The organism is Flavobacteriales bacterium, assembly GCA_020635395.1.
In the GTDB taxonomy this organism is placed as follows: domain Bacteria; phylum Bacteroidota; class Bacteroidia; order NS11-12g; family UBA9320; genus UBA987.
The window spans coordinates 1,147,100-1,161,643 of sequence record JACJZV010000001.1 but is presented as its reverse complement, the minus strand read 5'-3'; the positions used below and the strand labels follow the sequence as shown (position 1 = coordinate 1,161,643).

The 14,544-nt window shown below is 39.0% G+C and carries 13 protein-coding genes and 1 pseudogene; 4 read left to right on the top strand and 10 right to left on the bottom strand.

From position 1 onward, the window contains the following. Positions 1-107: 107 nt before the first annotated feature. Positions 108-815 carry a VIT family protein gene (locus tag H6607_04935; GenBank protein ID MCB9261700.1) on the bottom strand — a complete coding sequence of 236 codons (708 nt, stop codon included), beginning with the start codon at positions 813-815 and terminating at the stop codon, positions 108-110. A gap of 233 nt (positions 816-1,048) precedes the next feature. Between H6607_04935 and H6607_04930 the strand changes: the two genes are divergently transcribed. Further along, positions 1,049-2,293: a tetratricopeptide repeat protein gene (locus H6607_04930; protein ID MCB9261699.1), complete on the top strand. Its 1,245-nt coding sequence runs from the start codon at positions 1,049-1,051 to the stop codon at positions 2,291-2,293. A gap of 29 nt (positions 2,294-2,322) precedes the next feature. Beyond that, complete coding sequence (locus H6607_04925; protein ID MCB9261698.1) at positions 2,323-3,609, top strand: hypothetical protein; 1,287 nt, start codon at positions 2,323-2,325, stop codon at positions 3,607-3,609. Positions 3,610-3,638: 29 nt separating this feature from the next. On the opposite strand, the pseudogene tnpA reads toward H6607_04925, so the two are convergent. Together tnpA and H6607_04915 are read right to left on the bottom strand one after the other, a co-directional pair. Next, positions 3,639-4,100 (bottom strand): annotated as a pseudogene (tnpA, locus tag H6607_04920) (IS200/IS605 family transposase). 90 nt (positions 4,101-4,190) lie between these two features. Next, the gene (locus H6607_04915) at positions 4,191-4,796 is read right to left on the bottom strand and encodes a hypothetical protein (protein ID MCB9261697.1); all 606 of its coding nucleotides are present in this window, start codon (positions 4,794-4,796) and stop codon (positions 4,191-4,193) included. 183 nt (positions 4,797-4,979) lie between these two features. On the opposite strand from H6607_04915, the gene H6607_04910 reads away from it, so the two are divergent. Both H6607_04910 and H6607_04905 read left to right on the top strand, forming a co-directional pair. Continuing rightward, positions 4,980-6,134: a methionine aminotransferase gene (locus tag H6607_04910; GenBank protein ID MCB9261696.1), complete on the top strand. Its 1,155-nt coding sequence runs from the start codon at positions 4,980-4,982 to the stop codon at positions 6,132-6,134. Next, on the top strand, positions 6,122-6,907 hold the full coding sequence (locus H6607_04905; protein ID MCB9261695.1) for an amidohydrolase: 786 nt from the start codon (positions 6,122-6,124) through the stop codon (positions 6,905-6,907). Before H6607_04910 ends, H6607_04905 begins: the two co-directional genes overlap by 13 nt. Before the next feature lie 15 nt (positions 6,908-6,922). On the opposite strand, the gene H6607_04900 is transcribed toward H6607_04905, so the two are convergent. The 7 genes from H6607_04900 to H6607_04870 all read right to left on the bottom strand — a co-directional run bounded on the left by H6607_04900 (position 6,923) and on the right by H6607_04870 (position 14,544). Continuing rightward, positions 6,923-9,289 (bottom strand): TonB-dependent receptor, encoded by a 2,367-nt coding sequence (locus H6607_04900; protein MCB9261694.1) that lies wholly within the window; start codon positions 9,287-9,289, stop codon positions 6,923-6,925. Further along, on the bottom strand, positions 9,290-10,018 hold the full coding sequence (locus tag H6607_04895) for a DUF4625 domain-containing protein (protein ID MCB9261693.1): 729 nt from the start codon (positions 10,016-10,018) through the stop codon (positions 9,290-9,292). A gap of 57 nt (positions 10,019-10,075) precedes the next feature. Further along, positions 10,076-10,387 carry a hypothetical protein gene (locus tag H6607_04890; protein ID MCB9261692.1) on the bottom strand — a complete coding sequence of 104 codons (312 nt, stop codon included), beginning with the start codon at positions 10,385-10,387 and terminating at the stop codon, positions 10,076-10,078. A gap of 188 nt (positions 10,388-10,575) precedes the next feature. Further along, positions 10,576-11,103, bottom strand: a complete 528-nt coding sequence (locus H6607_04885) for a hypothetical protein (protein ID MCB9261691.1) — start codon at positions 11,101-11,103, stop codon at positions 10,576-10,578. A gap of 454 nt (positions 11,104-11,557) precedes the next feature. Beyond that, complete coding sequence (locus tag H6607_04880; GenBank protein ID MCB9261690.1) at positions 11,558-13,177, bottom strand: CTP synthase; 1,620 nt, start codon at positions 13,175-13,177, stop codon at positions 11,558-11,560. 93 nt (positions 13,178-13,270) lie between these two features. Then, positions 13,271-14,032: a 3-deoxy-manno-octulosonate cytidylyltransferase gene (kdsB, locus tag H6607_04875; GenBank protein ID MCB9261689.1), complete on the bottom strand. Its 762-nt coding sequence runs from the start codon at positions 14,030-14,032 to the stop codon at positions 13,271-13,273. Continuing rightward, positions 14,032-14,544: a ferritin gene (locus H6607_04870; GenBank protein ID MCB9261688.1), complete on the bottom strand. Its 513-nt coding sequence runs from the start codon at positions 14,542-14,544 to the stop codon at positions 14,032-14,034. The genes kdsB and H6607_04870 overlap by 1 nt, the downstream gene beginning before the upstream one ends.

The window sequence follows — 14,544 nt, the reverse complement described above, 5'->3', positions numbered from 1 at the left end:
ATTTTTAATTTTTAAGGTTGAGGGTCTATTCTCATAGCATTCAATACCTTAAGAATTAAACCTTAAAAATTAAACCTTAAAAACTTAACCTTATTCGCCTCGGCGAATTAAACATTTACTCCAAAAATATACCCCACCAACGCCGAAAGTGCCATGGCCGCGGTTCCCCAAAATGAAATTCGTAAAATGGCATTTTTTGCTTTTGCCCCACCTGTTTTGGCCGAAATTACCCCTAATAAAATCAGAAAAAATATGGTAGAAATGTAGATTCCATAGATAAGTTGCGAAACCGGCAGTATCCAGCACACCAGCAAGGGCAACACACCGCCTGTCACAAAAGAAGCCCCTGAAGCTAAGGCTGCCTGCAAGGGCTTGGCCTTGTTGAGTTCGCTAATGCCGAGTTCGTCTCTAATGTGGGCTTCTAAAGCATTATGTTCCGTTAATTGACGGGCAACCTCCAAGGCGGTTTCCTTTTTCAAGCCACGCTCTTCATATATTTCTGCCAATCGATGCAGTTCAATTTCAGGCATATCTTCCAACTCCTTTTTTTCTCGCTCAATATCTGCTTGTTCAATATCTGTTTGCGAACTTACCGACACGTACTCGCCAGCTGCCATAGACAAGGCTCCAGCTACTAAACCGGCTACCACAGCCAATAAAACTGGCTCTTTTTCGGTTCCGGCTGCCGCCACTCCTACCGCCAAACTAGCAATAGAAATAATACCATCATTTGCCCCTAAAACAGAGGCTCGAAGCCAATTGCTTTTATGGATGTAGTGCGTAGCAAAATACTCTTCTATGTTATTGTGATGCATACTTGTGCTTTTACGGTCAAAAACCAATTTGCGTGCAAATTAAATATTTGAACTATATCGCATCAAAAATTATTTGCATGATTAATAAGGGCAGTTGTAATTGCTTAATTGTTAAATTGTTGAGAGACTCATAAAATTAAATATCAACGTTTTGCGGGGTATGTTGCAAATTGTGACATAATGATTAAGTTCTTTTGGGTTTTGCGATTATATTTGTCTTTTAAAATAATTTTATGAAAAAATTCGTCATTTTATTGTGCCTTTCAGCCATACTTTTCATTCAAAATAGTTTTGCTCAGGTTACCGCTGCCGAACAAAAGATTATCAAAAAATCATTAAAGCAATATGAAAAAAAGAAATTTGACAAGGCTGCCGAACTGTTAAAACCCATTGTATATAATCATACAAATATTGACAAACTATGGGAATTGTTCGTTGAATATCACTATCAAGACTATTTGGCTCGGGGTGTTTATGAACAAAACTTGATGGGCAATATTACTGTTACCACCAATTCTGAAGATAGTGCCGAAATAGCACAGGTAGAATCGTTGAAAGAATTATTTGCTTCCATGTTTGTTTACCCTCCCATCACGCAGAAAATGCTGAGCACCATGCGGGAGGCCACTCGATACAGCCCCAATCAATCTCAATCAAGTATGGTGTTAAGGGCTGTTTTTATTGACCCAAAATTGGCTCCCGAAAAAAGTGAAAACAGATCGGCTTGGAAAAAATTCAATTTGGCCGAGCAGCAATTCCAGGCCAAAAATTTTGCATCGGCTGCGGAATATTATAAGGAAGTGCAAGAAATTGACCCCGATTTTTATCAGGCTTGGATTTATGAAGGAGATTCATACTACTTTATGGGAAAGTATAAAGAAGCAGCAGAAATTTTTCAAGCAGCGGCTGATGAGTTTCCTGACCTTTTGGAACCACAGAAGTATCTGTGCGATGCCTTTGACAAATTAGAAGATTATGAAATGGCTTTAGAAGCTGCTCTTGATGGGATACTTCGCTATCCTGATGCAGATATGTTTAGCCGAATTGAAGGCTATTGCGACGTTTTGGACAAAAAATTTGACCAAAAGTGGCAGCCTCGACCCATCGAGGTTAACAAAATGAAAAAATACCAATATGGTTTTTTCATCTCACCAGACTCAAGCTATGAAGACCATTGGAAATTATACCAAAAAGGGTTTGAGGAAATTAAGCCATTTGCCAATGACTCCGGCATTATAACAGCAAACGACAAAAGCGAATATTACACCATTGAGGCTTATGCTTGGAACTATATGTTGGAAAATGCCGATGGAGACATTGATGAGCTGAAAGCCGCACGAGAAATGAAAGAAGCTGGCATGTTGGAGCAATATGTACTTATTTCAAATTTTCATTTCGATTTGTTCTCACAGTTTAAGTGGTATGTTCTCAACCATCAAGACCAGGCTGCATACTATTTAAAAACACTTATTGAGTAGAGCTTCCTTTTTATCGCTTTCTTTGTGCAATGCTTAAAAAGGCGGAAGTATGGTTTTTTGGAGGCTTGGCTATCCTTCTATTTTTTATAGCATTTAACCGTCATGCCAAATATCCGCAATTCGATTATAGAGGCACTTTATGGGCAGATAAAGCTGGATATCAGGTTTATCTACCTGCATTTTTTTATTACGATTTTGAGGCAGATAAATTTCCTGACAATATTGAAAACAACACAGGACATGGTTTTGCCCTCAACCAAAAAAGCAATAAGGTAATAACTAAATACCCAATTGGTGTTGCCATACTGCAATCTCCCTTTTTTGTGATTGGTCATTTTATCGATGTTGGATTAAATACAAAACAAGCCAAAGGTTATACTGTGGTTCAACACAAAATGATTTTGGTTTCAACGATATTTTACCTGTTATTGGCCTTTGTTGTTTTGTATCGGCATTTCTCCAAATCATACCGTTCAATAGTTCTTTTTTGGTTGTTCCCTTTCATGTTGTTTGGCTCCAATCTTCTATTCTATTCCACCCGCGATGCCGGATTGTCGCATGTCTATTCGTTTTTTACGCTGTCTGTTTTTTATGTTTTTCTCGAAAAATGGGTAGCCACCCACTTTGCTGCAAAACGCGATTTGATTTGGGCAGGTTTGGCATTTTCTATTGGTTGCTTAATAAGACCGGCCAATCTCCATTTCTATATACTTTCAGCTCTTTCTGTGTTACTGCCCGCCTATCGTTTATTGCGTGCAAACCCAAAAGAAGTAATAAAAGGGCTGTCGATAGCTGCCGTTATTGGCGGTATTCCTGTGGTGCTGCAATTACTTTATTACAACTATGCTTTTGGTAGCTATTTTGCTTATAGCTACACCGACGAGTCGTTTATTTATGCACTAAAACCCCGACTTGCAAGGGTTTGGTTTGCACCTGCCAATGGCCTATTGCTTTATAGTCCCATTTTTATTTTTGTTTTTATTGGCATCTTTCAACTGCTAAAGAAAGACCGATTGCGGGCCGTCATGCTCATTATTTTGTTTTTTGCCATTAGCTACACGTATGCCGCATGGTGGAGTCCCGGACTTGGTTGTGGCTACGGACACCGCGGCTTTGTAGAACATTTGGCGTTCTTTTCACTCCCCTTAATTTTGGGTTTAAAACGTGCATGGACAACCAAATACAGAAACCTCCTCATTTTTGTTGGAACTTTTTACATGATTCTGCTGCTAAAATTTCAATACAACTACGATGGTTGTTGGCTTGGCAACGGCTACTGGGATTGGCATGAGTTGCGATTGATTATGGGCTATTAGTGATGTGGCAATGCTTCTACGAATAGTCATCATTCTATCCAATCAAACAAATATTGCTCATCATATTGCACCTCAAATTTTTGCAAAAACTCCAGATACTCGTCTTTAAATGTTTTCTTTTGATGATGTTTTTCCTGATTGTTAATGTATGCAATGACATTATCTAATTGAGATTTTGCATAAGAGGATGCACCAAAGCCTTGTTGCCATTCAAATTTTCCACTTATATATCCCCTTTCATTTATCCATTTTGAGGAATTAGCTTTAATATCTCTAACCAAATCAGAGAGAGCGATAGTTGGTGTTATGCTCAGCAAAATATGAATATGATCTTCGACACCACCAATAGCAAACACCTATTGATTTTTCCCATTAACAATTCCACTGATGTATTTGTGTAATTCTTCTCGCCAACTTATTACAATCAGGCATTTTCTTCCTTTAACAGAAAAAACTACATGAATGAAAATTTGAGTGTATGTGTTGGCCATATTGATTTTTCTTTCAGAAATAACACATTTCCAAACAGCACCATCGGTGCGTCATCATAATAGCACCATCGGTGCGAATCAGTCGTATTTTTAACCTTTATTTTTCTTTTGTCTATCCTCTTCATCTATTTGAATTGTCGTCAAAAATTTTGCTTTAAATCCATCATTAAGTCCGTAGGAACTGAATTTTTTGACCGCCCAATCAAAAACGGTTATTGCATTTCCTGTTTCTTGATTCACAACTATTGAGTCAAAATATGGGTATGAATAAAGCCATTCAAATTTTCCAGTTTCAACAAACAAATCGCCAAGTGCTAATCCGAATTCACAGACTAATATCAAATAAGAATTGGAAATTTTTTTGGGGTCACTTTCATTAATCAGTTGTTTAACCTCTTTCTCCCCAAACGCTCTGTCTATTGCGTCAATTACTTCCAAATTTAGTTTGTCAAATTCGATAAAATTTTGAAAATCCCCATAATACGATTCCCTCATCAGATCAAAAATCTTCTTTGTTTCTTCCAGGCCTTCATTGGTAAGATATTTCAAGTTGCCAGTGTTTGGCTTAACGCCCACATACTGGGGTAATAACAACATATCAGGTCGGGTCATTTTGGGCCTATCGTTCTCCGGATACCACGGACTTAAATATTTCCGAAATAGTTTATGGTGGTTCGGTAGTTTTTTCCATATCATATTCGTTCCATGTTTTTATTATGAGTTCGCCTCTTTGGGACTGTCTGACAACTAAAAATTCACTTTCTTTATCCATTCAAAAAAAACACAATTATTTCAATTTACAATCTCGAATAATATAACGTTCCATTTTTTCATCTAAATTTTATTGCCAAATTTGCCCCCGCAAAGAGTAAAACTATTTTGAAATATCCATCTACTATTTCTTCTAAACTGCCGGGATACGGAGCCAGTATTTTCTCAGTAATGAGCGAATTAGCCGTCAAACACAATGCCATCAACCTATCTCAGGGCTTTCCTGATTTTCAGCCAGATAAAAAGCTGATGGCTTTGGTTGCGGAGGGCATGAAAAAAGGCTATAATCAATATGCCAATATGCCCGGTTTGTTGCCATTGCGGGAAATCATTTCTGAAAAAACAAAATCTCTATACGGTTCTGTTTACAATCCAGCCGATGAAATTACGGTGGTGCCAGGTGGCACCTACGGCATTTTTGTCAGCATCATGGCCACCATTCGCGATGGAGATGAGGTCATCATTTTTGAACCAGCTTATGATTGCTATGTGCCTGCCATTGAGCTAAGCGGCGGAAAACCTATAAGGCTGGAATTGAAGTTTCCTGATTATCACATCGATTGGCGAGAGGTGGCAAAATTGGTAAACTTTAAAACCAAAATGATTATCCTAAATACTCCGCACAACCCTACCGGAACGGTTTTGACCGAAGAAGACATTAAACAATTAGAAAAAATAGTGCATGGCTCAGATATTATTATTCTGAGCGATGAGGTGTATGAACACATCATTTTTGACCATAAAAAACACTTGAGCGTTTCTCAATATTCGGCACTTGCTGAGCGGAGTATGATTGTGTCTTCGTTTGGCAAAACCTACCACACTACCGGGTGGAAAATGGGATACGTTTTGGCCCCCGAAAATCTGACGAAAGAACTGAGAAAAGTGCATCAGTTTTTGGTTTTTAGCACCAGTAGCCCTATGCAATATGCATACGCAGAGATGCTTAAAAACCCGGAGACCTACAATCAATTGCCTTCCTTTTATCAGCAAAAAAGAGACTTATTTGCCTCGCATTTGGCCGGTTCACGATTTAAGCTCCTTCCATGTTCGGGGTCTTATTTTCAATTGCTTGATTATTCGAACATCTCGGATGAAAAAGACGAAGATTTTGCTAAACGACTTACCATAGAATACGGAGTTGCAAGCATACCTATTTCGGTTTTTTATCGGAATAAAACAGACAACAAAGTGTTGCGATTTTGCTTCGCAAAATCGCCCGAAACATTGCAAAATGCGGCTGAAATATTATGCAAGATTTAACCGTTTCTCTCGTTCAAACCCATCTTTTTTGGGAAGATGTTGAGGCCAATTTGGCTCATTTTGAATCAAAACTTAAAACCCTTGGCACAACTGATTTGATTGTGCTGCCCGAAACCTTTAATACGGGTTTTACCATGAATGCCAGACCATTTGCCGAGCCAATAAATGGAAGAACTGTCAACTGGCTTAAACAACAATCTGCGGCCTACAATGCAGCCATTTGTGGTAGTTTGGTTATTGATGAGCATGGCAAACTGTACAATAGGTTTATCATTGCTTATCCCGACGGAACCATTGATTTTTATAACAAACGACACCTTTTTTCTATTGGCGGTGAGCATGAAGTTTTTGAATGTGGAATTGAAAAACGAATTTGGGACGTAAAAGGTTGGAAAATTTGTCCACAGGTGTGCTATGACCTGCGTTTTCCGGTTTGGAGCCGAAACGCTGAAACCTATGATATGCTTGTTTATACCGCCAATTGGCCATTAAAACGTATGCCCCACTGGATGGGTCTTATTCCGGCCCGATCCATTGAAAATCAATGCTATGTGGCCGCCTTGAGCCGTATTGGGTTTGATGGTGAACAAGTGGAGCAAAGTGGACATTCTTGCTTTGCCGATTTTGACGGAATTATTCTTCAAAATGCACAAAATAACGATATAATTTTGACCCAAACCTTTTCAATAAAACCCCTCTTAGAACGACGAGAAATATTTCCGGTACTAAAAGATGCGGATGTTTTTAAGGTAAATGGTTTAGGGTTGAGTTGACATTTACCAACCGATTTACCTTTCAAAATTATAAGTTAAACCTACCACCAACGACCTTCCTGGTTCAGGTAAGCCAATGATTTTGTATCTGCTTAAATTGCTAAAATAGTTCGCATTTAATAAATTATTTCCTGCAAGGGTAATGATCAATCCCCTTTTTGTTTCAAAAGAAATATTGGCATTGAGCAGTTGGTAAGCTTGCGTGGCAATATCGTTTCGAGGCACACGTTTTTGGGGGGCATAAAGCTCAAAAAATAACTCTGCATGCATTTCTTCAATACCTTTCCATTTTTTCTTTTTCACCCATTCCAAACCATTTTTTACGGCCAACGGCGGCACAAAAGGAATATACTCACCCACCGAACGATTGTTGATTTGGGTGTAATCCGCAGCCATTTTAAAATTCAAATCCGTTTTTAACCGATACTCGGCATCCAGTTCAAAACCGATGTGCTGCACTACAGCTTGTTTGTATTCATACAATTGTCCGGCCTCGGGATAAGCATAAATTTGATTTTCAACTATCAACCGAGCGTATTGTGCTGAGGGTCTTAAATAAATGAAATTGAAGAAATGATTGAAATAAACAGAACTATTCAGCAACCATCTACTTTTTTCATAAAACATTGAAATATCTGACTGAACGGCATTTTCAGGTTTCAGTGAAATGTCTCCTTTTTCAAACCGAAATGCTCCATGATGCAAACCGTTTGAGGCCAATTCATTGGCCTGAACCACTCGGTGTGTTTTTGCCAAATTGGCCTTAATCATCAGTTGATTTTTGAACGTTTTGTTCAACCCTATGGCTCCACTATTGAGCAAAAATGTTTTCTTAAATGATTCATTTCTAAATGCTTCGCCTGCATAAACTCCGTTTTGATAAAACGAAGTAGTGGTAGAATCGAATTGAAGTGTATTTAGCTCAAACCGAACTCCCATGCTCAGTTTCCAATTGTGTTTTAAATTTCGTTTTGCACTCCAAAATGCAGCCGCCATGGCTGTTTTATATGCTGGTATCAAAAACTCATAACCCCTTATTCTATTGTTTTTATGTTGTAATGAAAACCCTAAAATGTGCCGATATACAGAATCATTTTTATAGTATCGTGCGTTCACAGACCAAGTGGTCAGCACCAAATCTATCGACAGATTGCGGTTTGAAGAATCAGAGATAAAGGCATTGTTATGCGGCACAGCCCACTCTTGCCGATGATTTTGCTGAAAACCTGCATCCACCTCTAACCAATTGCGTTTTACCATTAAATTGGTGTGGCTCGAAACGGTGCGATGCGAAACAAATTGGTAAGGCAAATCAATGTTTCTATAGTCTCCATCATGTTGCAGTTTTGATGCATTAGGCACGCCAAATGCCCCGCTGAAAAAACCCGACTTTTGGCTAAACTCACTTAGGTTAAGATAACTATAACCCCAGTTTTTTGAAACACCCAGTTGAGCCGTTATCGCTCCTTCATTTATGGCGGTGTTCTTTAGTCGTTGGTTGTAAACCGGCAAAACCGTGGTTTGAAAAACAAATTTATCGGCCGGAATTTTATAATCGCCACCGTTTAAATAACTGTATCGCCATTTGGTCCAAATGCCCTTTTTGTTTGCAGACACAAAAAAAGAGTTACGCCAAGAGTTGTTTATAGAATTGAATGTGAGCGAATTGGCCGCATTAAACGCATTTTCCTTGTGTGGCAATTTTGGTCGAATATTGATAACTCCTGCCACCGCATCCGAGCCAAAAATTAAGCCTGCCGGTCCTTTAATTATTTCCACCTTGTCGGCATTGTTCAAATCAATTTCCAACCCGTGGTCGGCACCCCATTGCTGGCCTTCCTGCTTTATGCCATTATAAGCCACCACCACTCTGTTTCCACTCAACCCGCGTATAACAGGTTTGCTCACCCCAACCCCCGTGCTGTATGCCGAAATGCCAGAAATTTTCTCCATGCTTTTTACCAACGAAGTGCTGCCTTGTCGTTGCAAAAAATGATTGTCGATATGCTGAACCTGAATGGAGTTGTTTTTAAAATCAGACTTATCGGCTGAGGTTTCAATAACCACTTGGTGCAATTCGTTGATGGATTCTTCCAACACAAAATTCAAATTTCTGATATCTTCTTGCACTTCTATATCTGCATGTTGGGCATGAAAACCCACATGGGTAATATGTAAATGGTAATGTCCGTTCTTAACGTTTTTTATTACATAAAACCCTGAGGTGTCGGAAAAAACAACCTGATGAGTTTCGTGTATTTCAACTTCAGCATAGCCCAAAGCAATGCCGCTTTCTGCAGTAATTCGACCTGAAATAGTGTGCTGTGCCAATGCAAATTCAACCGAAATTACGGTTAAAAAAAAGAATAGAAATTTTCTCACTTACTTTACCTCAATATCAATTTTCAACACGCTTTGGTTGTCATCATTATCCAACGCCCGCACAATAAATTCGTAGTTTCCGGCTGTTGACAGGCTAAAGTTTTGGTTAAAACTAAAACTCTTATCCGACGTGCCAACAAGGTCAATATCGTCCTCAAATTCAGATGTTCCGCTACTTTGAACGTTGACAATTTGATATGAAATCTCTTGTAAATCAATATCATCGTCAACCAAGAAGCTAATATTAAACGACTCGCCGGCAATGGTTTTAATACTGCTGGTGGTGTTAGAAAATTGAGGTTGGCCGCTGTTGGTTATAAAAAACTCAGAAACCGAAATATCCGAGCGATTCCCTGCTTTGTCTAAGGCAGAAACCTCCAGATGATATGGCCCCGCACTTGCATTTTGAGGAATAAAAATGGTTTGTACCAAGTTTTCCTTTGTTCCGGATAATGTAAGAATGTTGTTGTATTCAAACCGAACATTGGCTTTTTGGTGGCTGTGGCCTTCAAAATTATGATGAATTTCGATATACGCCTCGCTTAATTCGAGGTTGTCATTAAAACCAAGATTCAATGTTAAACTGTCACCGGCAACAACTGTGTTCCCGTTTAAAAATTCAGGTGTATTTATGGTTGGTTTGGTGTTGTCTGTGTCCGGTTTATCATTGCATGAAACTGCAAACAGCGTTATTGACGCCAAAAAGGCATTAAAAAATTTTGTTTTCATTTTTGATGAATAAGTAAATAAATTGAAAAATAATCCGCTTGATTCGGCTGATTTTACTTACATCATTGGAGGTGCTCTACCCCTTTTTTTATCAAGAAATGAGCTTTTAACGGTGTTTTTTATTTGGTTGAAACAAATTGCATCTTCCGGCAATAAATGTTCGATGCTTGAGGAGGCAATAAGCCCCGGTTGTTTTGAAAAATGCAGACAATAATCGCAGTCGGTAGGTTCGAAATGAGAGCTGCAATAATGGGCAGATGTTTCTTCACAGTCGGTTTCATGTACTTGAGAAAAATGATGCAGCGTGTGCAGGGTTTGAGACAATACCCACACCGTCAGAAAAAAGCCTACGGAAACTCTTTTTAACACGACACCTATTTGCGGCAAAAATAGCAGTAAGATTTGAAATTGGTATAGCAGGAAATTAGGTTGGAAGTAAACTTCTTAAAAATCATTACAAAAGAGATGCAATAGCCATTGGGTGACGTTATTCTCCGTTTTGATACCTTCGGCTAGCTTGGGGTAGTAACGGGGTGTTATGGGTTGTATGCTCATGGTTAATCTCTCCAAATTTCTCCGGTATTGTCAATTGCACATTGATAAAGTTTTTCAAACCATTTAAGCAAAAATTTCATATTTCGTGTATTACCATCATAAAAAGACTCAATCTCTAAAAGAAAAGCACTTATCCAGTATTTATCATTTGCAGTTGCATCATCCTCTATGGCCTTCAAGATATTCCAGATTTCCGGATTATCTTCATCGTAGATTACTTTTTCACCAAGGCTATCCAGTATTGGATAAAGCGTATTATGGAAATCATCAATAATGGATTGATAGGCTGCATAATCGGCAACAATATGTTCGTGGTTATATGGATTTATATTGGGAGCGTGAGGAGTATTGGGGTAAGATATTAAGAAAGATGCTTCCGAATTGGTATAATCCCAAAACTTTCTAGCAAGGTTGCTATCTACCGAATCAATCCAACAAAACAATAAAGCCAATGAATCTGAAGCAAAATTAGCGTGAAAAGCATTCTCATCATTGTTATAGAAGCACGTAAATTCAACTAAACGGCCCATAATTATAAATTTTTAAGGGTTAAATAATAAAACGATTCTATTAATTCATCGTGGTTTATATTAAAACTTGGTCATACTGAGTAACACCCAACGAATTAAGCAAAAATAAAAGTGTTTACAAAAGAGATGCAGCGGCAATCCTCTGCATGACGGCATTTGTTATCGTCATGCTGAGCAAGGCGAAGCATCTCAAATACCTAAAATATTCGGTTTTGCGGAAACTAATACATTACTACAGAGTACACACAAAATACGCAAAGAAATTTTTGTGACCTTTGTGTGTTCTCTGTGTACTTTGTGGTTTTGTCTATCAATATTGTTTTGGTATAGATTGAATATAGGAAAAAAAATACGCCTCAAAAGTAATCACCAAAGAGATGCAGCGGCAAGCCTCTGCATGACGGCAAAACAACACCGACACCCGACAGTTATTGGGTAATGTTCTCGAAAATAATTAACCGCCTAAGCCAGCAAAATCAATTGCAGCTTTTACGAATTTTACAAAAAGAGGGTGTGGGTTGTCCACTGTGCTTTTTAGCTCAGGGTGAAACTGCACACCAATAAAATAGGGATGGTTGGGTAGTTCTACAATCTCCACCAAATCATTTTCGCTGTTTACTCCTGTTAGCTTCATGCCTTTGGCTATGTATTGCTTTTTGTATTCGTTGTTAAATTCAAAGCGATGTCTGTGCCTTTCAGAAATAGAGGTTTTGCCATAAATTTTATAGGCAAGACTCCCTTTTTCGATGGTGCAACTATAAGCACCCAAACGCATGGTGCCACCCATGTTTTTCAGTTTCTTTTGGCTTTCCATTTTGTCTATTACCGGATGTTTGGTGCGTTTATTCATTTCAGTGCTGTGGGCATCTTTTAAGCCTACAACGTTTCTTCCAAACTCAATAACAGCACACTGCATTCCAAGGCAAATTCCGAAAAATGGAATGTTGTTTTCGCGAATGTATTTTATGGCATCAATTTTTCCTTCAATGCCTCTATCGCCAAAACCCGGAGCCACCAATATGCCATGCAAACCTTTTAGTTTTTCGGCCACATTTTCGGCACTCAATGTTTCCGAATGGATGCTTATAACGTTTACCTTGCACTCATTTACTGCTCCGGCGTGGTTAAATGCCTCATTGATAGATTTATAGGCATCCTGAAGTTCCACATATTTCCCAACCAATCCAATGTTGATTTCGGTTTTTGGATGATCAAGTTTAAACAGAAAATCTTTCCAGTTTTCTAAATCCGGGTCGTTTTTGCTGCTCAATCTCAGTTTGGCCAAGGTCACCTTGTCCAATTTTTCTTTGAGCATAACCAGCGGCACCTGATATATAGATGAAACATCGATTGATTCGATAACCGCATTTTGGTTTACGTTACAAAACAACGCCACTTTTCGTCGAATCTCCGGTGTTAGTTTATGTTCGGTCCTGCACACCAATATATCGGGCTGTACCCCCATTTCTTGCAACCCTTTCACACTGTGCTGAGTGGGTTTGGTTTTTAATTCTCCGGCAGCTTTTAGATAAGGTATCAAGGTAAGATGGATAACACACGAATCATCATGACCCAGCTCCCAACGCAATTGTCGCACGGCCTCAATGTAAGGCAAAGACTCAATATCTCCCACTGTGCCGCCCAATTCAGTTATTACCACGTCATATTCGCCACTCTCTCCAAGAAGTAACATACGGCGTTTTATTTCGTCGGTAATATGCGGAATTACCTGAACAGTTTTACCCAAGTATTTTCCTTTTCGTTCGTTGTCTATTACGGTTTGATAGATTTTTCCGGTAGTAACGTTATTAGCCTGCGAGGTGGCAATATTCAAAAAGCGTTCGTAATGACCCAAGTCCAAATCTGTTTCTGCACCGTCATCTGTAACGTAACATTCGCCATGTTCGTAAGGGTTCATGGTGCCTGGGTCAACGTTTATGTATGGGTCAAATTTTTGGATGGTGGTAGAATAGCCACGAGCCTGTAAAAGTTTTGCCAACGAAGCGGCAATGATTCCTTTTCCTAATGATGATGTTACGCCACCCGTAACAAAAACGTATTTTGCTTTCTTCATATTCATAAAAAGCAGGTTTTTTTACCGCTCCTGCTTACGCTATTGTACGGGATGCAAAGGTACGTATTGCAATTTCCTGACAGAACAAAGAATCTAACGGCTTTTCAAGATGTTTTCAACAGCCTTTAAATCTTCGATGGTGTCCACACCAATGCTGTCATTTTTGGTTTTGATGGCCGCCACAACATAATGATTTTGAAGCCAACGAAGTTGCTCCAATTTCTCTGCTTTTTCCAATGCCGACTCAGAAACTGTTTTAAGAGAAAGTAATACTTCTACCGAAAAAGCATACAACCCAATGTGTTTGTAATAATCCGTATAAGCCAACGGATTGTCCACCTTTTCGCGGATAAATGGAATGGGTAAACGGCTAAAATAAAGAGCATCGGCCACACCTTCTTCAAAATCGGTCAAAACGGCTTTTACCACGTTTGGATTGTTTAATTCCTCCTGATTATCAATTTTTTTAACCAACGTGGCAATGTCTGTATCGTCATCCTCAAAAACGTCTATCAACCTATTAATGTCCGTTGGATTTACCAGTGGCTCATCACCCTGCACATTTATAACCACTTCATATTCCTCTCCCCCATCCATCAGGCGTTCAACACATTCTATTATGCGTTCCGTACCGTTTTGGTGGCTCGCCGAGGTCATACACACATTACCATCAAACGATAACACGTGATCAAATATTCGTTGGTCGTCGGTGGCCACAATCACATCGCTGGCATTGCTTTTTAGACATTGCTCATACACACGTTGAATTAAAGAAACACCATTTATTTTTTCCAATGGTTTGCCCGGAAATCTCTCTGATTGAAAGCGAGCCGGAATGACAATTAAACTCTCCATTATTTCTGAGTATCTTGAGGGGTAAGTGATAAGTTTTCTAAATCTCTGTCGAAAAGATACAAGCCTCCCTTGTCAGCTCCAATCATTTTAAGTTTGTCGTTGATGGTTCTGGCCAAGCCCTCCTCCTCTATTTGCTCCGAAACATACCATTGCATAAAGTTGTGGGTGGTATAATCCTTCTCTTTTAAACATACATCCACCACATCGTTGATGGATTGTGTAACCATAATTTCATGATTTAGCAATTCTTCAAACACCAAGTTGATGCTTCCAAAATCTACCGGAGGAGCATCCAATTTGGCAATAATTGCCTTGCCTCCACGCTCATTTACAAATTTCACAAGCTTAAGCATGTGCATTCGCTCTTCATCGCTGTGAGCATACAAAAAACTGGCAACACCATTAAATCCTTGATTCTCTGACCATGAAGCCATGGCCAAATAAAATTGTGAACTCTCGGCCTCCAACCGAATTTGGTCGTTCAACGCTATTTCAACTTTTTTCGAAATCAT

Bases quoted from the DNA above. Each gene is read 5' to 3' on its own strand.
- kdsB (MCB9261689.1), bottom strand. From the start codon at position 14,032: ATGGAGAGTTTAATTGTCATTCCGGCTCGCTTTCAATCAGAGAGATTT.
- H6607_04930 (MCB9261699.1), top strand. From the start codon at position 1,049: ATGAAAAAATTCGTCATTTTATTGTGCCTTTCAGCCATACTTTTCATT.
- H6607_04870 (MCB9261688.1), bottom strand. From the start codon at position 14,544: ATGATTTCGAAAAAAGTTGAAATAGCGTTGAACGACCAAATTCGGTTG.
- H6607_04905 (MCB9261695.1), top strand. From the start codon at position 6,122: ATGCAAGATTTAACCGTTTCTCTCGTTCAAACCCATCTTTTTTGGGAA.
- H6607_04925 (MCB9261698.1), top strand. From the start codon at position 2,323: ATGCTTAAAAAGGCGGAAGTATGGTTTTTTGGAGGCTTGGCTATCCTT.
- H6607_04880 (MCB9261690.1), bottom strand. From the start codon at position 13,177: ATGAAGAAAGCAAAATACGTTTTTGTTACGGGTGGCGTAACATCATCA.
- H6607_04885 (MCB9261691.1), bottom strand. From the start codon at position 11,103: ATGGGCCGTTTAGTTGAATTTACGTGCTTCTATAACAATGATGAGAAT.
- H6607_04935 (MCB9261700.1), bottom strand. From the start codon at position 815: ATGCATCACAATAACATAGAAGAGTATTTTGCTACGCACTACATCCAT.
- H6607_04895 (MCB9261693.1), bottom strand. From the start codon at position 10,018: ATGAAAACAAAATTTTTTAATGCCTTTTTGGCGTCAATAACGCTGTTT.
- H6607_04915 (MCB9261697.1), bottom strand. From the start codon at position 4,796: ATGATATGGAAAAAACTACCGAACCACCATAAACTATTTCGGAAATAT.